The following is a 20,544-nucleotide window of genomic DNA, read 5'->3' on the forward strand; positions in this document are numbered from 1 at the left end:
ATGGAATTGTCCGGCAAAAAAATCGTCCTGGGACTCTCGGGCGGCGTCGCCTGCTACAAGGCGGCGGAACTGTGCCGCGCCCTGACCAAGTCTGGCGCCTCGGTGCAGGTGGTGATGACGGATGCGGCCAGCCACTTCATCACGGCCGTGACGATGCAGGCCCTGTCCGGCCACCCCGTGCACACCAGCCAGTGGGATGCGCGCATCGATAACAACATGGCGCATATCGATTTGACGCGCCATGCGGATGCCATCCTGATCGCGCCGTGTTCGGCCGACTTCATGCGTAAACTCGCGCACGGCGTGTGCGACGACCTGCTGTCGACCCTGTGCCTGGCCCGCCCGACCCACCTGCCCCTGCTGGTGGCGCCGGCCATGAACGTGGAAATGTGGCAGAACCCCGCCACGCAGCGCAATGTGCAGCAGCTGCGCGACGACGGCATCAAGCTGTTCGGCCCTGCCGCCGGCGAACAGGCATGCGGTGAAGTTGGCCTGGGCCGCATGCTGGAACCGGAACAGCTGTTGATAGAGCTGATCGCCGCCTTCCAGCCGAAAGTCCTGGCGGGCAGGCGCGTGCTGGTCACGGCCGGTCCTACTTTTGAAGCCATCGACCCCGTACGCGGCATCACCAATCTGTCTTCGGGCAAGATGGGCTATGCGGTGGCGCGCGCGGCGCGCGAAGCGGGCGCCGAGGTGCTGCTCATTTCCGGCCCCACGGCCCTCGACGCGCCCTTCGGCGTGCGCCGCATCGACGTGCAAAGCGCGCAGCAGATGCACGATGCGGTACTGGCCCACGTCGACGGCCAGCATGTCTTCGTCGCCGTGGCCGCCGTGGCCGACTGGCGAGTCGCCAACGCCAGCGACCAGAAGATGAAAAAGCAGGCCGACGGCTCCGTGCCCGAACTGCAGTTCGTGCAAAATCCCGACATCCTCGCCACCGTGGCGGCACGCACCAACCTGGCTGGCTATCCCTACTGCGTCGGCTTTGCCGCCGAATCGGAAAACCTGGTGGAATTCGGCTCGACCAAGCGCGAAAAAAAAGGTATTCCTCTGCTGGTCGGCAATATCGGCCACAACACGTTTGGCCAGGACGACAACACCATCATCCTGTTCGATGAAGAAGGCCATACCGTGCTGCCGCGCGCCTCGAAACTGAACCTGGCGCGCCAGCTGATTTCGGAAATCTCGAAGCGGCTGGCAAAAAACTCGCTCCTCAAGTAACCCCTTACGTTCTAAATTAATGAAAAATATCGACATCAAGATCCTCGACGCCCGCATGCAAGAACTGCTGCCGGCCTACGCCACCCCGGGCAGCGCCGGCCTCGATTTGCGCGCCTGTATCGACGAAGCCATCACCATCGAAGCGGGCCAGACGGTGCTCATTCCCACCGGCCTGGCCATCCACATCGGCGACCCGTCGTATGCGGCCATGATTTTGCCGCGCAGCGGCATGGGCCATAAAAACGGCATCGTCCTGGGGAATCTGGTAGGCTTGATCGATTCCGATTACCAGGGCCAGCTGATGGTATCGACCTGGAACCGGGGCCAGAGCGCTTTCACGCTCAATCCCATGGAACGCCTGGCGCAGCTGATTATCGTGCCGGTGCTGCAAGTGGGCTTTAACGTCGTCGAGGAATTCGGCGACAGCGAACGCGGTGTTGGCGGTTTCGGCAGCACCGGAAAACATTAAGGAATTTCTTATGCCAGGTTTCCGCCATCTGATCTCAGCCCCGACTTCGCTGCGCCATCTGGCCTCGCCACTGCTGGTGGCCTGCGTTGCCCTTCTCTCTGCCTGCACCACGCCGACGACGACTGTCAGCGGCCCGTTCAACGTCGTGCCGGCGCCCGATGCGCCCGCGCCGACGGCGCAGCAAAAGGCAGCGCAGGAAGAGCTGGTGAAGATGGTGGCGCTGCAGGACCGCCTGTCGAAAGTCTCGGCCCCCCTGCTGATCAACAATGCGGACCTGTGCAAGACGTATGCACGCAACCTGCTGGGCTTCACGGCGCAGAACAAGTATTCCTACCCTGGCATCTATGCCGATGCGGCGCAGGCAGCCCTCGGCTATGGCGAACAGATGCAGGTCTCGGGCGTGCTGCCTGGCAGCGGTGCCGCGCGCGCCGGCTTGCGCAAGGGCGACGGCTTGCTGGCTGCGGAAGGCAAGCCGCTGCCGGCCGGTCCCAAGGCGGAAGGCCCGTTCGCCGCCATCGTCGGCCCGCTGGCCTCGAAGAGCGCCAGCCTGAACATGACCATCGCCCGCGACGGCCAGCCGCAGGACCTGAAAATTCCCGTCACGCGCGCCTGCGCCTTCCGCGTCGCCCTGGGCAATGCGGACAATATCAACGCGTATTCGGACGGCGCGCGCATCATGCTCACGCGCGGCATGCTCAATGCGGCGCAAAACGACGAAGGCATCGCCTTCGTGATCGCCCGCGAAATTGCGCACAACATCCTCGATCACGCGCGCAGCCAGCGCACGGCCGGTACGGCCGGCAGCATCATCGACAGCCTGGGCGCCGTGCAGCCCGACGTATCGATGCTGACGGGCGCCGCCGGCATCAAGGCCATGCCGCAGGAACTCGACGTACAAGCCGATACCCTGGCCATCTACCTGCTGGCGCGCGCCGGCTACAACGTCGACAACGCCGCCCGCTTCTGGCAGCGCCTGGCCACGCAAGTGCCGGCGACAGTCGCCAACGGCTACACGGCCCTGCATCCGGGTACCAACTCACGCATGGCGGCCATCAACCGCGCCGTCACCGACGTGCGCGCCAAGCAGGCTGCCAAGAAGCCGCTGAAGCCCTAAATACCAAAGGCGCCTGACAAAACCGGGGTTGCTCAGGCGCCGGGGAAATTCGGGAAGTAGGTGCCCATGATCCAGGTCAGGGCACCGCAGAACACCACGGCCAGAAACAGGACGATGAGCAGCTTGCCGAACTTGGGAATACCCTCTTCTTGCGTCTTGACTTCATTGGACATGAAAATTCTCCGCAGGGTGGTGGAGCAGGTAGTATATCCACAATCTTGAATACTTTTCCATACTTTGCCGCAAACATGCGGCATCACTCGCGCACCCCATGGACAGCATCGACCTTGAAGTTCTGAAAACCAGCGCCGCCTGGCTCGCTGCCGGCCACCGCTGCGAACTCGTCACCGTCATCAAGACCTGGGGTTCCAGCCCCCGCCCCGTGGGCGCCACGCTGGCCATCTGCGACGATGGCACGGTGGTCGGTTCCGTATCCGGCGGCTGTATCGAAGATGACCTGATCGACACCGTCCGCACACACGGCATCGTGCGCACGCAGCCCGAAATCGTCAGCTACGGCATCAGCGCGGACGAGGCACACCGCTTCGGCCTGCCCTGCGGCGGCACCATCGAACTGGCCATCGAACCGCTGCATGCGGACAGCCGCGTGGCCGAACTGCTGGCGCGCCTGGAAGCGCATGAACTGGTCGAACGCCAGCTCGACTTGCGCAGCGGCGCCGTCACCCTGCGCACCGCCGTGCCGGGCGCCGTGCTGGCCCTGCAAAACGCCGTGCTCACCACCCAGCACGGCCCGCGCTGGCGCCTGCTGATCATCGGCGCCAGCCAGCTGTCGCGCTTCGTGGCGCAAATCGCCACGGCCATGGATTACCACGTCATCGTCTGCGACCCGCGCGAAGAATACCGGGGCGGCTGGAACGTGCCGGGCGTGCCCCTGCTGCACGCCATGCCCGACGACCTCGTACTGGATTTAAAGCTCGACAGCCGCAGCGCCGTCGTCGCCCTCACGCACGATCCCAAGCTCGATGACCTGGCACTGATGGAAGCGTTGAAATCCCCGGCTTTTTATGTCGGCGCCATCGGTTCGCGCGCGAATAACGCCAAGCGCCGCGAGCGGTTGCTGCAGTTCGACGTCAGCGCCGAACAGTTGGCGCGCCTGCACGGCCCCATCGGCCTGTACATCGGCAGCAAGACGCCGGCCGAAATCGCCATTTCCATCCTGGCCGAACTGACGGCCGTCAAAAATGGCGTGCCCGACGCGCTGCAGATCCAGCACGCGGCCGCCTTGACGCCGCCCAACCCGGACCTCTGCGTGCGCTGAAGCCTGAAAGCAAGAAACAAGATGCGCCAGCGGCGCGCCCCTGCTACCTTCCCTGATTTTTGGCCACCATGACCCTGCTGCACTGGACCCTGCCCCTGCCCGCCGGCTACCGCCGCGACGATGTCATCGCCTTCCACAGCCGCGACGGCGAAGCCGTGGCGGAGCAAGTCACGCCGACGGGGCTGCGCAAGGGCATCCTGCTGCGTGGCAGCGCCGTCGTGCTGGATGTGGCGTTCACGGACGCTGCGGCCATCTGCCGCGCCGAGATCGACGGCAATGACAATACCGTCGCCGAAATGCAAACGCCGCTGCACGGCGCCTTGCTCAACATCCTCGGCCTGCGCATCGACCCGCAGCCATTCGCGCAACTGGCCGCCGCCGACCCGCTGCTGGCGCCTTTGATCCGCCTCAATCCGGGCTTGCGCATCGTGCAATCGGCCAGCCCCTTCGAGGCGCTGACCTGGGCCATCATCGGCCAGCAGATCAACCTGCCGTTCGCCATTTCCCTGCGCCGCACGTTTATTCTGCAGGCGGGACGCCGGCACGGCAGCGGCTTATGGTGCTACCCGGAGGCGCGTGACGTGACGCGCCTGTCCGTCGAGGATTTGACCAGCCGCAAATTCTCGCGCGCCAAGGCGGATACCGTGCTGCGCCTGGCGCGCCTGATCGACGAGGGAGCATTGTCGCTGGAGCTGCCCCCCTCCGGCGAGGTGGCGGCCATGTCGCAGGCGCTGCTGGCCGTGAAGGGCATCGGCCCGTGGACCGTCAACTACGCGCTGCTGCGCGGCTATGGCTATGCCGACTGCTCGCTGCACGGCGACGTGGCCATCCGCGCCGCCTTGCAAAAGCTGCTCGGAGAAGAGAGCAAACCGGACATGGCGCGCACGGAGCAGTGGCTGCGCCAGTATGCGCCGCACCGCACCATGGCGGCCGCCCACCTGTGGGCCAGCCTGCATGCGCCGGCAAAAAATATTTTGCCTGTGCGGGAATAAACGGCGAGTAGCATGCGTCTATCCCTTGCAAGCCCCCAAAACCTCAAGGAGACCATCATGCGCCTTACCACTATCGCCACCCTCGCCGCCCTGTTGTCCGCCCCGCTGGCTTTCGCCGCCGACGTCATGCCCGCCAACGGCATGCTGGTCAACGCCAGCGGCATGACCGTGTATGTGTTCGACAAGGATGTCGCCGACAGCGGCAAGAGCGCCTGCAGCGGCGGCTGCCTGGTGGCCTGGCCCGCCGTCATCGCCACTGACGCGGCGCCCGCCGCCCCGTATGGGAGCATCAAGCGCGAAGACAACGGCGCCATGCAGCTGACCTACAAGGGCAAGCCCCTGTACCTGTACAAGGAAGACAAGAAGCCGGGCGATGTCGCCGGCGACAACTTCAAGAACGTGTGGCACGTCGTCAAGCCCTAAGCCCCTTCCCGCCGCCAGGATGACCACGCCAGAGGACAGCCGCCAGCTGCAAGCCTGCCTGCCGGGCCTGCGCCGCTATGCGCGTGCGCTGGTGGGCGGACTGCAGGCGGACGACCTGGTGCAGGATACCGTGGAGCGTGCCTGGCGCAAGCTCGGTCAGTGGCAGCGCGGCGGCGAAATGCGGCCCTGGCTGTTCTCCATCATGCATAACCTGCACGTGGACCAGCTGCGCCGCCCCGGCCTGGCGCTGCAGGAACTGGACGACGACAGCGTGCTGCCCGCCCCTGAGCGGGCGCCGGGGCAAGCCATCGCCATCGGCGAAATGGATGCGGCGCTGGCCCGCCTGCCGCTGGGGCAGCGCGAAGTGATCCTGCTGGTCGCGCTCGAACAAATGCCGTATGAGCAGGTGGCGGCCACCCTGGACATCCCCGTCGGCACCGTCATGTCGCGCCTGTCGCGCGGACGCGACCGGCTGCGCGCCCTGCTCGATGGCCGCCCTGCCGGCAGCCAGGGCAGCGGCCCACCCACCCTGAAAGTCGTGAAATGACAACGCAAGCCATCAGCGAAGCGCAATTGCACGCCCTGGCCGACGGCGTCCTGCCGGAAGAGCAGCGCGCGGCCGTCGACGCCCACCTGCGTGCGCATCCGCAGGACGCCGCCAGGGTGGATGCCTGGCGCGAACAGAACCGGCAATTGCGCGCGCTGTTCGACCCCGTGCTGGACGAAGCCGTGCCGCCGCGCCTTATGCAGGCGGCATCGCCACCGGCGGCGAACGGCGCTTGGCAGCGCCACGCCATGCAGGCAGCAGCGGCCATCGTGCTGGTCATCGCCGGCGGCGCGGGCGGCTGGCTGCTGCGCGGCGATGGCGGCGACAGCGGCGACATGCGGGCCGCCAGCGCCAGCCACCTGGCCCTGGCGCGCAGCGCCGCCATCGCCCATGCCGTCTACACGCCCGAGGTGCGCCACCCCGTGGAAGTGGGGGTCGAACAAGAGGCGCACCTGGTGCAATGGCTGTCGAAACGCCTGGGCAGCACCTTGCAGCCGCCCGTGCTGTCGCCGCTCGGCTATCACTTGATCGGCGGACGCCTGCTGCCCGGCGATGGCGACGGTCCCGTGGCGCAATTCATGTACGAAGAGGGCACTGGCAAGCGCCTGACCCTGTACGTGGCCAGGGAGCGGGCCGGCAAACAGGAAACGGCGTTCCGCTACACGCAGGAAAAGGACCTGGGCGTGTTTTACTGGATCGATGGCCAGATGGGCTACGCCCTCTCGGCCAGGCTACCGAAAGCCGAGTTGGGCAAGATCGCCGACGCCGTGTATGCGCAGCTGGAGGCACATCGCTGAGCCACGGATAGCCGCTATTGCCGCGCCGGCGCGCGTCTGGTCGGGCGCCCGACGGCCGCCGTCAAACCCAGCCCGAAATCGAGCACGCTGGCATCGTCTTGCGGCGCCACCAGATGCGGCGTGAAGCCGGCCAGGTGCAATACGGGCCAGAAGCGGTTGCCGCGGCCGAGAAAATGGTGGCCTGCCGCCGCCGCGTCCACACCGGGATTGAGGCCGCAAAAGACCACTTGCAAGCCGGGAGCCAGGATGTCGGGCAAGCCCGGAGCCGTTGTGAGGTATGTCATGAAAACTCCGCTATCAGAAGCGCAGTATGCCACCTGCCCCATGTCCTGCAGCGCAGGGCGGGCGGTGCTACCATCCCGTACTGATGCGCTCATCCGTATGGTGGATGGCCGTCGCGCTTTCCCGCACCATCCCCCACAGAGGAATAAATATGACGACCCTGACCATCAATGGCAAGCAGCACGACCTTGCACTGCCTGAAGACACGCCCCTGCTGTGGGCCCTGCGCGACGAACTGGGCATGACCGGCACCAAATTCGGTTGCGGCATGGCCCTGTGCGGCGCCTGCACCGTGCACCTCGATGGAGAGGCCATCCGCTCCTGCGTGACGCCCGTGTCGGCCGCGGCCGGCAAACGCATCACCACCATCGAAGCGGTGGGCGAAGACAAGGTCGGCTTTGCGCTACAGCAAGCCTGGCAGGAACACGGCGTACCGCAATGCGGCTATTGCCAGGCTGGCCAAATCATGTCGGCCACGGCCCTGCTGCACAAGACGCCGGCGCCGAACGACAAGCAAATCCGCGAAGCGATGAGCGGCAATATCTGCCGCTGCGGCACCTACACGCGCATCCACGCAGCCATCAAGCAGGCAGCGACCAGCATCAACGCGAAAGGAGCAGCCAAATGAGCATCCTTGAAAACATCCCCGCCCCCACTTCGCCTGCGCGGCGCAACTGGCTCAAGGCCGCCGGCGCGCTGGCCGGTTTGACTTTGGTGGCCGGCCCTTCCGGCCTGGTGATGGCAGCCGACGCCGTCAAATACGGCGGCGACAAGATGGCCGGCGGCGTGGTCGACGACACCCTCGTATTCCTGTCGATCGGCGCCGACGGCATCGTCACCATCGTGGCGCACCGCTCCGAAATGGGCCAGGGCATCCGCACCAGCCTGCCCATGGTGGCGGCCGATGAACTGGGCGCCGACTGGGCGCAGGTGCGCGTGCAGCAGGCGCCCGCCGACGAGGCGCGCTACGGCAGCCAGGATACGGACGGTTCGCGCAGCATGCGCCACTCATTCCGCGCCATGCGCCACGTGGGCGCCACGGCGCGTTTGATGCTGGAAACGGCTGCCGCCGTGCGCTGGGACGTGCCCGTGACGGAAGTCAAGGCCGTCAACCACGCGGTCGTGCATGCGGCCAGCGGACGCTCCCTGTCGTTCGGCGCCCTGGCCGAAGAAGCGGCCAAATTGCCGGTGCCGCCGCGCGCGCGCATCAGCCTGAAAACGGCGGGCGAGCTGCGCTACATTGGGCAAACCAGCACGCGAGGCATCGACCTGCACGACATCGTCACGGGCAACACCCACTTTGGCATCGACACGCGCCTCGATGGCATGGCGTATGCCGTCATCGCCCGTCCGCCCGTATTTGGCGGCAAGCTGAAAAGCGTGGACAAGACGGCGGCCCTGAAGGTGCCTGGCGTGCTGCGCATCGTCGAACTGGCGGGCAGTCCGCCGCCGGCCATGTTCAATCCGCTGGGCGGCGTGGCCGTCATCGCCAGCAACACCTGGGCCGCCATCAAGGGCCGCGAAGCGCTGGTGCTGGAATGGGAGGATGGCCCGAACGGCGCCTACGATTCGAAGGCTTTCCGCAAGACGCTGGAAGCGGCCGTGCGCCAGCCGGCCAGCCCGGCGCGCGACCAGGGCAAGACGGTGGCCACCCTGGCCGCCGCTCCCGCCGCGCGAAAATTCAGTGCAGAATACTATCTGCCCCACCTGGCCCATGCCACCATGGAACCGCCCGCCGCCACCGTGCGCATCGCCGATGGCAAGGCCGAAGTGTGGGCCTGCGTGCAGGCGCCGCAAGCGACGCGCAGCAACGTGGCCAAGGCCCTGGGTCTGGCGTATGACGACGTGACCGTGCACGTGACCTTGCTCGGCGGCGGCTTCGGACGCAAATCGAAACCCGATTTCGCCGTCGAGGCGGCGCTGCTGTCGAAAGCCATGGACGGCGCGCCCGTCAAGCTGACATGGACGCGCGACGACGACCTGCAACACGACTACTTGCACACGGTGTCCGTCGAGCGGCTGGAAGCATCGCTGGACGCCAAAGGCATGCCGACGGCCTGGCTGCACCGCACGGCTGCGCCCACCATCACCTCGACCTTTGCCGCCGGCGCGAACAAGCAGGCACCATTCGAGCTGGGCATGTCGGCCATCAACGTGCCGTATGCGATTGCGAACATCCGCGTCGAAGTGCCGGAAGTGCCGGCGCATACGCGCATCGGCTGGTTCCGTTCCGTCTCGAACATCCCGCACGCATTTGCCATCCAGTCGTTCACGGCCGAACTGGCGCATGCGGCGAAAAAAGATCACCGCGACTACCTGCTGGCACTGCTGGGTCCCGCGCGCAAGATCAACCCGGCCGATTTGTCCGATGGCTGGAACTATGGTGAAGACCCGGCGAAGTATCCGGTCGACATCGGCCGCATGCGCCACGTGATCGAGCTGGCGACAGCCAAGGCGGGCTGGGGCCGCAAGCTGCCCAAGGGCCGGGGACTGGGCCTGGCCGTGTCCTACAGCTTTGTCACCTATGTGGCGGCCGTGATCGAGGTGGAGATCAACGCGGCCGGTGAAGTCATCGTGCCCAGGGTCGATATCGCCATGGATTGCGGACCGCAGATCAACCCGGACCGCGTGCGTTCGCAGATCGAAGGCGCTTGCATCATGGGCCTGTCCCTGGCCATGAGCGGCGAAATCAGTTTCAAGAATGGCCGGGTCGAGCAAAGCAATTTCCACGACTATGCCGTGCTGCGGGCCGCCGATGCGCCGCACGTAATCCACACGCACCTGGTGCCCGGCACCCTGGACATGGAACTGGGCGGCGTGGGCGAACCGGCCACGCCGCCCATCGCGCCGGCCCTGTGCAACGCCATCTTCGCCGCCACGGGCAAGCGCATCCGCGCCCTGCCCGTCGGCATGCAACTGGCGAAAAAGGCTTAAGTCCGCCGCGCGGCGGGCAACTGCAGCAGCAGGGCCATGGCGGCGACCAAGGCGGCACCGGCCGCCAGCAGCCACATGGGCCAGTCCAGCAGGAGCAGCAGCCCGCCCGTGGCGGCGCCGATGGCGCTGCCCAGGTACAGCGCCGATTCATTGAGGGCGATGGCCAGGTTGCCGTCGCCCTGCCGCGCGCGCACGGCCAGCAACTGCTGGTTCTGCGGCACTTGCAGGGCCCAGCCAGCCGCGCCCCACAACGCAATGGGCGCCAGCATCAGCCAGGCCGCCCAGCCAGCCGCCAACGGCAGCACGCATAGGGCCAGCGCCAGCAGCAGCAAGATGAAGGCGGTCAGTTTCGGCGCCGCCACCTTGTCCGCCCATGGCCCCACCAGCACGCTGCCTGCGATGCCGCCCACGCCCCACGCCCACAGGAACGGCGTGGCGGACATCGCCTTACCCTGCGCGGACCACGTCAGCAGCGGCGCAATAAACGTGTACATGCCCAGGCTGGCGACGGCCGCCAGCAACGACACCAGCAGAATGAGCAGCACCGGCCCATCGGCCAGCAAGGCCAGCTTGCGACGCAGTGACATGGCCGGCGCCACCGGCAGCGCAGGCAGCTGCCACAGCAAGCCCGCCAGCGCCAGCGCGCCAAGGATGGCGACCAGCCACAGGGCCGCCGTCCAGCCCAGCTGCTGCGCCAGCAGCAAACTCAATGGCACGCCCAGCACCGTGCCGCCCGCCATGCCGCCCATGATCACGCCGATGGCCTTGCCCCGCTGCTGCGGCGCCGACACGCCCGCCGCCGCCGCGATACCCAGCGCCAGGTAGACACCGGCCCCGATGCCGGCAATGGCCCGCCAAGCCAGCAAACTGGCGAAGCCGGGCGCCAGCGCGCTAGCCCCGTTCGCCAGCACGAACACGGCCAGGGCGAGCAACAGGCCTGTGCGTTGCGCGCGCGCCGGCAGCAAGGCCACGACCAGCGGCGAGCCCAGGCCATAGGCCAGGGTAAATGCCGTCACCAGTTGCGCGGCCATCGCCAGCGAGATGGAAAATGCACTGGCGATCAGCGGCATCAAGCCCGCCGTCACATACGAGGCCATGCCCAGCGCGAACGCGCCCACGGCGATCAGATAGACGGTGGCGGGAAGAACGGCACGGGAGGAAGAAGCGTCAGACATGGGCCAGCTTTCGGGAAGAAAGCAGGCATTCTGGAATACAATATAAACAATTACAATTTAACTGTTTATGCTATTACTAATAGCAACAGGTTCACAGGAGAGACCGCAGCATGCGCACTTTGGCCCGCACCCGCCACGAACTGGCCGCCTACCTGCAGGCGCGGCGCGCGCGGCTGTCGCCGGAAGACGTGGGCTTGCCCGGCGGTGGAAGGCGGCGTACGCCGGGTTTACGCCGCGAAGAAGTGGCGGCGCTGGCCGGCGTGGGCCTGACCTGGTACACCTGGCTGGAGCAGGGGCGCGAGATCGGCGTCTCCAGCGTCTTCCTCGACAAACTGGCCGAAGTGCTGAAACTGGACGGGGGCGAGCGCCGCCACCTGTTCCTGCTGGCGCATGCGCGTCCACCGGCCGAAGAGGGCAAGACGTATTGCGTGGTGCCGCCGCTGGTGCGCCGCCTGATGCACGAGCTGGCGCATCCTGCCTATGTGCTCAACCTGCGCTGGGACGTGCTGGCGTTTAACGGGGCTGCGGATGCCCTGCTTGGCTTCGGCGCGCATGCCGCCGCGCGCCGCAATCTGCTGTGGCTATTGTTTACCGACCCGCTGCTGCGCTCACGCTTTGCCGGCTGGGAAGAGCAGGCGCCGCTGATGCTGTCGAGCTTTCGCCGCGACTACGCGCGCGCCACGCAGGAAGCCGATATCCACGCGCTGGTGGAGGAACTGGAAAAGGTCTCGCCTGAATTCAAGCAGTGGTGGCGCCGCCACGACGTGCATGCGCCGTGCGACGGCGTGCGCCGCCTGGCAATCGACGGCGAGCAGGTCGCGTATGAACACACCTCGCTGACCATCGATGCGGAGCGCCATTTGCGGCTGGTGGTGTATGCGCGCCAGCTGGAAGAAGAAACGCCGTAGAACGAAAAAACCGCTGGCCCTCTTGCGAGGAACCAGCGGCTTCGAAATGGTTGCGGGGACAGGATTTGAACCTGTGACCTTCGGGTTATGAGCCCGACGAGCTGCCAGACTGCTCCACCCCGCACTCGAATTATATACCAGATTGTTGCGCCGCGTAAAGGGCAAGAATTGACAATCTCATTCCTGCCCCGTCTGCCGGAGCTTGCCGCTGGCCAGCAATGGAAAAAGCCGCTGATCTTTTGCAAGAGTCAGCGGCTTTCCGGTATTGGTTGCGGGGACAGGATTTGAACCTGTGACCTTCGGGTTATGAGCCCGACGAGCTGCCAGACTGCTCCACCCCGCACAAGAATTATAAGGGCAAACGGGTGGCTTAGGCAATAGCTATCTCAACTTCGGCTGCAATAGAGCCATTTAATTAAATAGGTCGGTCAATTGCCGCTTGGCATGGTGTCCGCCCGTCACGCCACGCCGCACGCAATCGGTGTACAGTAAGCGTTACACTATCGACTTACCCGATGCCATCCCTACTCCAAGCCTGCCCATGAAATTCTGCTCCGAATGCGCCCATCCTGTCAGCCTGTCCATCCCGGAAGGCGACAACCGTCCGCGCTATGTCTGCGCCAACTGCGACGCCATCCATTACCAGAACCCGAAAATGGTGGTCGGTTCGATTCCCGTGTGGGAAGAGGATGGCCAGCTGCAGGTCTTGCTGTGCAAGCGCGCCATCGAGCCGCGCCTCGGCTACTGGACCCTGCCGGCCGGCTTCATGGAAAACGATGAAACCACGTCCGACGCGGCCGAGCGCGAAACGGTGGAGGAAGCAGGCGCCAATATCGAGCTGGGGCCCCTGTTTTCACTGCTCAACGTGCAGCGCGTGCACCAGGTGCACCTGTTCTACCTGGCGCGTTTGCGCGACCTCGATTTCGCACCGGGCATCGAAAGCCTGGAGGTACAGCTGTTTACGGAAGCGCAGATTCCCTGGGATGACCTGGCCTTCCCCACCATCCGCGCCACCCTGGAACTGTTCTTTGCCGACCGCGTGAAAATCCGCGAAGGCGGCAGCTATGGCGTCCATACGGGCGACATCACGCGCCCGATGGCGCGCCCGGATGCCGAGTAAGCCCATCCACCCCATTACCATTGCGATGGCATGATTCCCTGGCTCGATATCCACACCCCCTTTCCCGACGTCTCGCGCGCCCTCACCGATGAAGCGCCCGGCCTGCTGGCGGCCGGCGCCGACCTGTCGCCCGCGCGCCTGCTCGACGCCTACCGGCACGGCATCTTTCCCTGGTTTTCCGAGGGCCAGCCCATACTCTGGTGGAGCACCGATCCGCGCATGGTGCTGATGACGGAGGACTTCAAGGTCTCCGACAGCCTGGCCAAGGCCATCCGCAAGGTCGAGCGCAGCGCCGCCACGGACGGGCCCTGGCAGCTGCGCTTCGACGGCGATTTCGACGCCGTCATGCGCGCCTGCGCGGCGCCGCGCAAGGATGGCCCCGGCACCTGGATTTCCGACGAGATCATTGCCGGCTACACGGGCTTGCACAAGCTGGGCTACGCGCACTCGTCGGAACTGTGGCTGGACGGCGAACTGGTGGGCGGCGCGTATGGCGTGTCGATCGGGCGCATGTTCTATGGTGAATCGATGTTCGCGCGCGTCTCGGATGGTTCGAAGATCGCGCTGGCGCAACTGGTGCGCTTTTTGCAGGCGCGCGGTGTGACCATGATTGACTGCCAGCAAGAAACAAAACACCTGGCCTCGCTGGGCGCGGCGCCCATTTCGCGCGCGCGCTTCCTGGCCCATGTACGCGTCGCCATTGAAGCAGCGCAAATCACCGATTGGCATGCTGCGCCAGCGGCGTAAAAAAGCTATGATAGCTTCACACAGACATCCATTGCTGCGGCCAGACTAGACAGGATCAGCATGACGCACCTGAACGAACTACCGTTTGCCACCCTGCAGTTCTACACGACGGCGCCCTACCCGTGCAGCTACCTGGACGACCGCCAGGCCCGTTCGCAGGTGGCCACGCCTTCGCACCTGATCAACAGCGACGTGTATTCGGAACTGGTGCGCAACGGCTTTCGCCGCAGCGGTATCTTCACCTACCGGCCGTACTGCGACGGCTGCCAGGCCTGCATCCCCGTGCGCGTAGTGGCGCAATCGTTCACGCCCAACCGCAACCAGCGCCGCGCCTGGAGCCGACACGCCGACCTGCAGGCGGGCGTGGCCAGCCTCTCCTTCCTCGACGAGCATTACGAGCTGTATCTGCGCTACCAGAGCACGCGCCACGCGGGCGGCGGCATGGACCAGGACAGCCGCGACCAGTACGCGCAATTTTTGCTGCAAAGCCGGGTCAACACGCGCCTGGTGGAGTTTCGCGATGCCGACGGCATCCTGCGCATGGTCAGCATCATCGACGTGCTGGCCGATGGCCTGTCGTCCGTCTACACGTTTTTCGATCCCGACGTGCCGGGCGCCTCGTACGGCACCTACAACGTGCTGTGGCAAATCGCCCAGGCGCGCGAACTGGGCCTGCCCTACATCTACCTGGGCTACTGGATAGAACAAAGTCCGAAGATGGCATATAAAACCAACTTCAAGCCGCTGGAAGCGCGCATCAAGGGGCAGTGGGTGATCCTGTAAATTAAACCCAACGGTGAAGGGCCGGGGTCGGACCCTCAGGGTCCGACCCCAGTCTTTGCAACGGGGGTTTCCGTTTTATTTGCTCTTGTCAGGAAACGCCGGACGTGCCGGCCGCACGGGCGGGTTCTTCGCCAGTTCGGCCTGGATCACCTCGATCGCCTTTTCCAGCTGCGGATCGCGGCCGGCAATGACGTCGGCCGGCGTTTGCTCGACTTCGATATCGGGCGGCACGCCTTCGTTTTCCACGCCCCAGCCGTTTTCGCGCGTCCAGAACGCCAGGTTCGGCGCCGTGATGGTGCCGCCATCCATCAGCACGGGAAAGCCGAGGATGCCCACCAGGCCGCCCCACGTCGCCTTGCCGATCAGCGGGCCCATGTTGTTTTTGCGGAACATCCACGGCAGCAGGTCGCCGCCCGAACCGGCCGTCTCGTCGATCAGCATGGCGCGCGGCCCCTGGATCGAGGCGGACGGCGTCTTCATGTCGGCGCCATAGCGCATGGTCCACCAGGCGATTTCCTTCTTCTGCAGGATCTCGATGTAGTAATCGGCCACGCTGCCGCCGCCATTGAAACGCTCGTCGACGATGATGGCCTGCTTGTCCGCCTGCGGGAAGAAATAGCGCTTGAAATAGGTGTGGCCCAGGCCCGCCGTATTGGGCACGTACACATACGCCACCTTGCCATTGGTCGCCGCATTGACCTTGCGCATATTGCCCTCGATCCAGTCGCGGTTGCGCAGGGCATCCTCGGTCGGCACGGGTACCACGGTGATCGTGCGCGCGCCCTTGCCGTCGGCCGATGGCCCCACGGTCAGGTCGATGGCCTTGCCGGCCGTGTTCTCGAAGGCGCTGTAGATATTCGTCGGCGGCAGCAAAGGACGGCTGTCGACGGCCAGCAGGTATTCGCCCGCCTTGACGTTCAGGCCCGGCTCCGTCAGCGGCGCGCGCAGGGCCGGATTCCAGTTCAAGCCACCATACACCTTCTTGAAGCGGTAATGGCCGTCGCGCACTTCGTAATCGGCGCCCAGCAAGCCGCCCGGCACTTTCTTCGCCTCGATAAAATCGTCGCCGCCGCCGCCGCGATGGTGGCCCACGGCCAGTTCGCTGCACATCCATTGAATCAACCGGTTCAGGTCCGCGCGGCTGGACAGCTCGGGCAGGAACACGGCGTACTTGTCGCGCATGGCCTTCCAGTCCACGCCATGCATGCCCGGATCATAGAAATAGTCGCGGTTGATGCGCCACACTTCATTGAAAATCTGCGTCCACTCGGCGCGCGGATCGGCTTTCACTTCGATGGCGTCGACCTTGATCTTGCCCTCCCCCGGCGCCAGCAGCTTGCCTGTGGCGGAACCCATGGCCCAGTTATCCTTCTGGCGGTACAGCAGCTTCTTGCCATCGGCCGAGACCTCGAAATCATCGGCTTCGGCCACCACGGTTTCCGCCTTGCGCTCCTTCAAGTCAAAGCGCTGCACGGCCTTCTTGCCATCGCTTTCGCGCAGCAGGAAGATCTGCCCCGCAGCGCCGGCCGTCAGGCTGGAGAATTGCGCGGCCGGCAGCGGCAGGTCGACGATGCGCGTGGCGATGCCGTCGAAATCGATGCTGATCGGCGCCACGGGCGCCACCACCACTTTCGGATCGTCGCGGCCCGTCTTCGGATCGACCTTCGCTTCGCTCTTCGGCTCGGCTTCCGCCTTGGCCGTGTCTTTCTTGCTCTCCGCGCTGGCGGCCTTTTCCTCGTCGCTTTCCTTGATCAGCGGCGACGGCAAGTCGCGACGCAGCACGGCCATCCACACGGTGCGCGTCACCAGGTTGTCTTCATTCTGCTGCGAGAACCAGTTGTTGCTGGGGCCTGCGTTGGTCGAGGCGAAGAAGTACAGATATTTGCCGCTCTTGTCGAACACGGGCTGGGCCACGTCGGACAGGCCATCGGTCACCGGCATCGACTTGTTCTGCTCCACGGAATAGATATACGCGCTGCGCGTGTAGGTGGGCGAATTGAGCGTGTAGGCCAGCCAGCGCGAATCGGGCGCCCACGCGGCGCGCATGCTCTTGTCGACGCCATACATCGGCTCCGTGGCGACCTTCTGCACCTTGCCCGTGCCGACGTCGATCACATACATGCTCCAGCCATTGTCGGCAAACGCGATCTTCTTGCTGTCGGGCGACCAGACGGCGTTGTCATAGAAGCCGCTGCCATTCAGCTTGAACTTGCGTACGGCACCCTTGCCGTCCTGCGCACGCACATGCAGTTCATATTCTCCCGACTCGTCCGAGAAATACGCGACCGAGCGGCCATCGGGCGACCAGATGGGCGTGCGCTCGTGGGCACCAGCCGTCTGCGTCAGGTTGCGCACGTCGCCCTTGTCGGCGGGGATGGTGACGATCTCGCCCCGGTATTCAAAGGCGATGCGCGCGCCCGACGGCGAAATCGACGCGTCGCGGATGTATTTCGCGTTCTTCACCCAGCGCGGGCGCGTCTGCCCCAGGTCGCTGGCCACGCCGATGGCGAGTTTGTGCGCCTGGCCGCTGGCGATGTCAAACGCGTGCAGGTAGCCCGCCTGCTCATAGACGATGGTGCCATTCGCCGCCGACGCATTCAGCACGGGGAAATCCGTATGCTGCGTCAGCTGGCGCACGGCTTTGGTCTTGACGTCATACGCGAACAGGTTGAATTCGCCGTTGCGGTCCGAGCGGAAGTACACGGTGTCCTTGATCCACATGGGATCGACGTCGTTCGAGCGCGTCGTCGGCTGGGGGATTTTTTCGATGGATTTATCGGCCGAGGAAAATAGCCACAGCCAGGAATTGGTGCCGCCCCGGTAGCGCTTCCACTGCTTGAAGGCCGGCATCAGCGGGTTGTAGGCGATGCGCTGGCCGTCCGGCGAATACGCGGCGCGCGACGCGTTCGGGATCTCCAGCTGGGTTTCCACGCCGCCTGCCAGCGGCACCGTGAACAACTTCTGAAAACGGTTGTTGAAGGCGGCACGGGGCGAGGTGAACATCACGGCCTGGCCATCGGGCGTGAACGACTGCGCCAGGTCCGCGCCCGGATGGAAGGTCAGGCGGCGCGGCACGCCGCCCGCCGCCGCGATCACATACACGTCGACATTGCCGTCGATGTTGGCGCTATACGCGATCTGGCTGCCGTCGGGCGAGAAGACGGGATTGGACTTGTCGCCCAGGTCGGACGTGAGGCGCCGCGCGCCGCCGCCATCGAGGTTCGACAGCCACAGGTCGCCCGCATAGATGAAGGCAATATGGCGACTGGAGACGGCCGGCTCGCTCAGCATGCGGGTGTCTTGCGTATTGGGCAGGGCCAGGGCCGGGTGGCTCAGCAGCAGTGCGCTGGCGGCCGCGATGGCCGTCAAGATGCGTGTCTTTTTCAATCGATGTCTCGCTTGTAAGGTAAACAGAACAGGGAAGAAACAGGAACGTCCATGGCCGGATACAAATTATCAAGGAATTAATGTTGCATCAGACCAAAGAGAACTATACACCCGGCCGCCGCGTGGAACACGGTAAAATACGCCACTTATTTCGCGCGCCGCCAGCCCTTCCCGGCGGCCTGCGCACCACCCTAAAAGCGCCCCCATGTCTGAAAAATTCCTGTACTCCCTCGCCCGCCCGCTGCTGTTTTCGATGGATGCCGAAGCGGCCCACCATCTCACCCTGCCCGCCCTGAAACGCGCCAGCGCGCTGGGCCTGACCAAGCTGGCCGGCAAACCGGCGCTTGATCCGCGCACGGTGATGGGCATTACCTTCCCCAATCCCGTGGGCCTGGCCGCTGGCCTGGACAAGGATGGCGCCTACATCGACGCGCTGGCCGACCTGGGTTTTGGCTCCATCGAAGTGGGCACCGTCACGCCGCGCGCGCAGGCGGGCAATCCGAAACCGCGCATGTTCCGCCTGCCGCAGGCGCAGGGCATCATCAACCGCATGGGTTTCAACAATGGCGGCGTGGATGCCTTCGTGGCCAATGTGCAGGCGTCGAAGTTTTACCAGAACCGCGCCGGCGTGCTGGGCCTGAACATCGGCAAGAACGCCGACACGCCCATCGAACGGGCGGCCGAGGACTACCTGCTGTGCCTGGAAAAAGTCTACCCGTATGCCAGCTATGTGACGGTGAACATCTCCTCGCCGAACACCAAGAATTTGCGCCAGCTGCAGGGCGCGTCCGAACTCGACGCCCTGCTGTCGCAGCTCAAGGATGCCCAGGCGCGCCTGGCGGACAAACACAAGCGCTACGTGCCGCTGGCCCTGAAAATCGCGCCGGACATGGATGCTGAACAGGTGAAAAGCATCGCCGACTCGCTCACGCGCCACCGCATCGACGGCGTCATCGCCACCAACACGACCCTGTCGCGCAGCGCCGTCGAAGGCATGCCGCACGGTGCGGAAGCGGGCGGCCTGTCGGGCGCGCCCGTGTTCGAGCTGTCGAACAATGTCATCCGTTTGCTGAAGGCGGAACTGGGCGACGCCTTGCCCATCATCGGCGTGGGCGGCATCATGCAAGGCAAGGATGCCGTGGCCAAGTTCGAGGCGGGCGCGCAGCTGGTGCAGCTGTACAGCGGCCTGATTTACGCCGGTCCCGCCTTGATCAAGGATTGCGCACGCGCGCTGCACGGCAAACAGGCGAAATGATCAACAAGATCAAGCTGGGCGCCAGCAGCCTGGAAGTGAGCCGGATCTGCCTGGGCACGATGACCTTCGGCGAACAGAATTCGGAAGCCGAAGCGCACAGCCAGCTCGATTACGCGCTGGAACGGGGTATCAACTTCATCGACACGGCGGAGATGTATCCGGTGATGGCCAGCGCGCAGACGCAGGGCAGCACGGAGCGCCATATCGGCAGCTGGCTGAAGAAAAGCGGCCGGCGCAGCGACATCGTGCTGGCCAGCAAGATAGCCGGGCCAAACTCGCGCATGCACTGGATACGCAAGGGCAAGACGGACCACGACGCGGTCAACATCCGCGCCGCCGTCGAGGACAGCCTGCGCCGGCTGCAGACGGAGCACATCGACCTGTATCAGCTGCACTGGCCCAGCCGCAACCTGCCCATCTTCGGCGCCAGCGTCTACAACCCGCGCAAGGAACACGCCTCGGTGGCCATCGAGGATACGCTGGCCGTGCTGGGCAAGCTGGTCGACGAAGGCAAGATCGGCCACATCGGCGTGTCGAACGAATCGTCGTGGGGCGTGTGCGAATTCATCAAGCAGGCCGAGCTGAAAGGCTTGCCGCGCATCGCGTCCATCCAGAACCTGTACAACCTGACGGCGCGCCACTTTGAAACCAGCCTGCTCGACGAAACCTGCCACAGGGAAAACGTCAGCTTGCTGGCCTACAGCCCGCTGGCCTTCGGCCAGCTGACGGCGAAATACCTCGACGATCCGCAGGCCAAGGGCCGCCTGACGCGCTTCCCGGCCGGCTGGAGTCCCCGCTACGTGCGCCCTGCCACCATCGCGGCAGCCAGCCAGTATGCGGCGCTGGCCCGCGCGCACGGCTTGACGCCGGCACAGCTGGCGCTGGCCTGGTGCTATACGCGCTGGTTCGTGGCCTCGACCATCATCGGCGCCACCAGCGTGGCGCAACTGCAGCAAAATATCGATGCGCATGAAGTCAGCTTGTCGCCGGAACTGCTGGCGGCCGTCGACGCCATCCACGCCAAAGCGCCCAATCCGGGCCAGTAGGCGCCACCATCTGGCGGAGCATGCCGCCGCCAGATACCCCACGCTCCTCGCGGATAGTCGTATTT

19 protein-coding genes, 2 tRNA genes and 1 pseudogene are annotated in these 20,544 nt (G+C 65.1%); 16 read left to right on the forward strand and 6 right to left on the reverse strand.

All coding sequences use genetic code 11. The annotated features are described in order from the left end of the window. The 3 genes from coaBC to C8C92_RS22945 are packed head-to-tail and all read left to right on the forward strand — an operon-like array spanning position 1 to position 2,804. Positions 1–1,221 carry a bifunctional phosphopantothenoylcysteine decarboxylase/phosphopantothenate--cysteine ligase CoaBC gene (gene coaBC / locus C8C92_RS22935; protein WP_116745323.1) on the forward strand — a complete coding sequence of 407 codons (1,221 nt, stop codon included), beginning with the start codon at positions 1–3 and terminating at the stop codon, positions 1,219–1,221. A gap of 19 nt (positions 1,222–1,240) precedes the next feature. Continuing rightward, positions 1,241–1,690 carry a dUTP diphosphatase gene (dut, locus tag C8C92_RS22940; protein ID WP_099762451.1) on the forward strand — a complete coding sequence of 150 codons (450 nt, stop codon included), beginning with the start codon at positions 1,241–1,243 and terminating at the stop codon, positions 1,688–1,690. Positions 1,691–1,700: 10 nt separating this feature from the next. After that, positions 1,701–2,804 carry a M48 family metallopeptidase gene (locus tag C8C92_RS22945; protein WP_116745324.1) on the forward strand — a complete coding sequence of 368 codons (1,104 nt, stop codon included), beginning with the start codon at positions 1,701–1,703 and terminating at the stop codon, positions 2,802–2,804. A 32-nt stretch (positions 2,805–2,836) separates the two neighbouring features. On the opposite strand, the gene C8C92_RS27600 is transcribed toward C8C92_RS22945, so the two are convergent. Continuing rightward, the gene (locus tag C8C92_RS27600) at positions 2,837–2,977 is read right to left on the reverse strand and encodes a hypothetical protein (protein ID WP_162835767.1); all 141 of its coding nucleotides are present in this window, start codon (positions 2,975–2,977) and stop codon (positions 2,837–2,839) included. Between the two features lie 98 nt (positions 2,978–3,075). Here C8C92_RS27600 and C8C92_RS22950 point away from each other — a divergent pair, with 98 nt between their 5' ends. From C8C92_RS22950 to C8C92_RS22970, 5 genes are all read left to right on the forward strand, one after another. Further along, on the forward strand, positions 3,076–4,083 hold the full coding sequence (locus C8C92_RS22950) for an XdhC family protein (RefSeq protein WP_116745325.1): 1,008 nt from the start codon (positions 3,076–3,078) through the stop codon (positions 4,081–4,083). Positions 4,084–4,151: 68 nt separating this feature from the next. Beyond that, the gene (locus tag C8C92_RS22955) at positions 4,152–5,075 is read left to right on the forward strand and encodes a DNA-3-methyladenine glycosylase 2 (RefSeq protein ID WP_116746095.1); all 924 of its coding nucleotides are present in this window, start codon (positions 4,152–4,154) and stop codon (positions 5,073–5,075) included. A gap of 57 nt (positions 5,076–5,132) precedes the next feature. Continuing rightward, positions 5,133–5,498, forward strand: a complete 366-nt coding sequence (locus C8C92_RS22960) for a hypothetical protein (RefSeq protein ID WP_116745326.1) — start codon at positions 5,133–5,135, stop codon at positions 5,496–5,498. A gap of 19 nt (positions 5,499–5,517) precedes the next feature. Beyond that, positions 5,518–6,045, forward strand: a complete 528-nt coding sequence (locus tag C8C92_RS22965) for an RNA polymerase sigma factor (RefSeq protein ID WP_116745327.1) — start codon at positions 5,518–5,520, stop codon at positions 6,043–6,045. Further along, positions 6,042–6,842 carry an anti-sigma factor gene (locus C8C92_RS22970; protein WP_116745328.1) on the forward strand — a complete coding sequence of 267 codons (801 nt, stop codon included), beginning with the start codon at positions 6,042–6,044 and terminating at the stop codon, positions 6,840–6,842. Before C8C92_RS22965 ends, C8C92_RS22970 begins: the two co-directional genes overlap by 4 nt. A gap of 38 nt (positions 6,843–6,880) precedes the next feature. Here C8C92_RS22970 and C8C92_RS22975 read toward each other — a convergent pair. Beyond that, positions 6,881–7,126: pseudogene (locus C8C92_RS22975) on the reverse strand (mismatch-specific DNA-glycosylase); the annotation flags it as partial. Between the two features lie 149 nt (positions 7,127–7,275). Between C8C92_RS22975 and C8C92_RS22980 the strand changes: the two are divergent. Next, on the forward strand, positions 7,276–7,752 hold the full coding sequence (locus C8C92_RS22980; RefSeq protein WP_099762444.1) for a (2Fe-2S)-binding protein: 477 nt from the start codon (positions 7,276–7,278) through the stop codon (positions 7,750–7,752). Next, the gene (locus C8C92_RS22985; RefSeq protein WP_116745330.1) at positions 7,749–10,058 is read left to right on the forward strand and encodes a xanthine dehydrogenase family protein molybdopterin-binding subunit; all 2,310 of its coding nucleotides are present in this window, start codon (positions 7,749–7,751) and stop codon (positions 10,056–10,058) included. The genes C8C92_RS22980 and C8C92_RS22985 overlap by 4 nt, the downstream gene beginning before the upstream one ends. Here C8C92_RS22985 and C8C92_RS22990 read toward each other — a convergent pair. Continuing rightward, positions 10,055–11,233, reverse strand: coding sequence for an MFS transporter (locus C8C92_RS22990; protein WP_116745331.1), 1,179 nt, complete (start codon positions 11,231–11,233; stop codon positions 10,055–10,057). The genes C8C92_RS22985 and C8C92_RS22990 overlap by 4 nt on opposite strands. A 110-nt stretch (positions 11,234–11,343) precedes the next feature. Here C8C92_RS22990 and C8C92_RS22995 point away from each other — a divergent pair, with 110 nt between their 5' ends. Then, complete coding sequence (locus C8C92_RS22995; RefSeq protein ID WP_116745332.1) at positions 11,344–12,141, forward strand: helix-turn-helix transcriptional regulator; 798 nt, start codon at positions 11,344–11,346, stop codon at positions 12,139–12,141. Positions 12,142–12,188: 47 nt separating this feature from the next. Here the strand turns inward: C8C92_RS22995 and C8C92_RS23000 are convergent. Further along, positions 12,189–12,265, reverse strand: a tRNA-Met gene (locus tag C8C92_RS23000). 142 nt (positions 12,266–12,407) lie between these two features. Next, positions 12,408–12,484, reverse strand: a tRNA-Met gene (locus C8C92_RS23005). A gap of 198 nt (positions 12,485–12,682) precedes the next feature. On the opposite strand from C8C92_RS23005, the gene C8C92_RS23010 reads away from it, so the two are divergent. Genes C8C92_RS23010 through C8C92_RS23020 form a run of 3 tightly spaced genes read left to right on the forward strand, consistent with a single transcriptional unit; the run spans position 12,683 to position 14,791 of the window. Then, positions 12,683–13,261: an NUDIX hydrolase gene (locus C8C92_RS23010; RefSeq protein WP_116745333.1), complete on the forward strand. Its 579-nt coding sequence runs from the start codon at positions 12,683–12,685 to the stop codon at positions 13,259–13,261. Between the two features lie 30 nt (positions 13,262–13,291). Beyond that, the gene (gene aat, locus C8C92_RS23015; RefSeq protein WP_116745334.1) at positions 13,292–14,008 is read left to right on the forward strand and encodes a leucyl/phenylalanyl-tRNA--protein transferase; all 717 of its coding nucleotides are present in this window, start codon (positions 13,292–13,294) and stop codon (positions 14,006–14,008) included. Positions 14,009–14,068: 60 nt separating this feature from the next. Continuing rightward, positions 14,069–14,791: an arginyltransferase gene (locus C8C92_RS23020; RefSeq protein WP_116745335.1), complete on the forward strand. Its 723-nt coding sequence runs from the start codon at positions 14,069–14,071 to the stop codon at positions 14,789–14,791. 75 nt (positions 14,792–14,866) lie between these two features. Here the strand turns inward: C8C92_RS23020 and C8C92_RS23025 are convergent, their stop codons facing one another. Continuing rightward, positions 14,867–18,178 (reverse strand): S41 family peptidase, encoded by a 3,312-nt coding sequence (locus C8C92_RS23025; protein WP_116745336.1) that lies wholly within the window; start codon positions 18,176–18,178, stop codon positions 14,867–14,869. Between the two features lie 205 nt (positions 18,179–18,383). On the opposite strand from C8C92_RS23025, the gene C8C92_RS23030 reads away from it, so the two are divergent. Both C8C92_RS23030 and C8C92_RS23035 read left to right on the forward strand, forming a co-directional pair. Continuing rightward, complete coding sequence (locus C8C92_RS23030) at positions 18,384–19,433, forward strand: quinone-dependent dihydroorotate dehydrogenase (protein ID WP_116745337.1); 1,050 nt, start codon at positions 18,384–18,386, stop codon at positions 19,431–19,433. Continuing rightward, on the forward strand, positions 19,433–20,479 hold the full coding sequence (locus tag C8C92_RS23035) for an aldo/keto reductase (protein WP_116746096.1): 1,047 nt from the start codon (positions 19,433–19,435) through the stop codon (positions 20,477–20,479). Before C8C92_RS23030 ends, C8C92_RS23035 begins: the two co-directional genes overlap by 1 nt. The last annotated feature ends 65 nt before the right edge of the window (positions 20,480–20,544 follow it).

The organism is Janthinobacterium sp. 78 (assembly GCF_003096775.1).
GTDB classification, from domain to species: Bacteria; Pseudomonadota; Gammaproteobacteria; order Burkholderiales; family Burkholderiaceae_D; genus Janthinobacterium; species Janthinobacterium tructae.

Coding starts and splice junctions, on each gene's coding strand:
- coaBC (WP_116745323.1), top strand. CDS start 1: ATGGAATTGTCCGGCAAAAAAATCGTCCTGGGACTCTCGGGCGGCGTC.
- dut (WP_099762451.1), top strand. CDS start 1,241: ATGAAAAATATCGACATCAAGATCCTCGACGCCCGCATGCAAGAACTG.
- C8C92_RS22945 (WP_116745324.1), top strand. CDS start 1,701: ATGCCAGGTTTCCGCCATCTGATCTCAGCCCCGACTTCGCTGCGCCAT.
- C8C92_RS27600 (WP_162835767.1), bottom strand. CDS start 2,977: ATGTCCAATGAAGTCAAGACGCAAGAAGAGGGTATTCCCAAGTTCGGC.
- C8C92_RS22950 (WP_116745325.1), top strand. CDS start 3,076: ATGGACAGCATCGACCTTGAAGTTCTGAAAACCAGCGCCGCCTGGCTC.
- C8C92_RS22955 (WP_116746095.1), top strand. CDS start 4,152: ATGACCCTGCTGCACTGGACCCTGCCCCTGCCCGCCGGCTACCGCCGC.
- C8C92_RS22960 (WP_116745326.1), top strand. CDS start 5,133: ATGCGCCTTACCACTATCGCCACCCTCGCCGCCCTGTTGTCCGCCCCG.
- C8C92_RS22965 (WP_116745327.1), top strand. CDS start 5,518: ATGACCACGCCAGAGGACAGCCGCCAGCTGCAAGCCTGCCTGCCGGGC.
- C8C92_RS22970 (WP_116745328.1), top strand. CDS start 6,042: ATGACAACGCAAGCCATCAGCGAAGCGCAATTGCACGCCCTGGCCGAC.
- C8C92_RS22980 (WP_099762444.1), top strand. CDS start 7,276: ATGACGACCCTGACCATCAATGGCAAGCAGCACGACCTTGCACTGCCT.
- C8C92_RS22985 (WP_116745330.1), top strand. CDS start 7,749: ATGAGCATCCTTGAAAACATCCCCGCCCCCACTTCGCCTGCGCGGCGC.
- C8C92_RS22990 (WP_116745331.1), bottom strand. CDS start 11,233: ATGTCTGACGCTTCTTCCTCCCGTGCCGTTCTTCCCGCCACCGTCTAT.
- C8C92_RS22995 (WP_116745332.1), top strand. CDS start 11,344: ATGCGCACTTTGGCCCGCACCCGCCACGAACTGGCCGCCTACCTGCAG.
- C8C92_RS23010 (WP_116745333.1), top strand. CDS start 12,683: ATGAAATTCTGCTCCGAATGCGCCCATCCTGTCAGCCTGTCCATCCCG.
- aat (WP_116745334.1), top strand. CDS start 13,292: ATGATTCCCTGGCTCGATATCCACACCCCCTTTCCCGACGTCTCGCGC.
- C8C92_RS23020 (WP_116745335.1), top strand. CDS start 14,069: ATGACGCACCTGAACGAACTACCGTTTGCCACCCTGCAGTTCTACACG.
- C8C92_RS23030 (WP_116745337.1), top strand. CDS start 18,384: ATGTCTGAAAAATTCCTGTACTCCCTCGCCCGCCCGCTGCTGTTTTCG.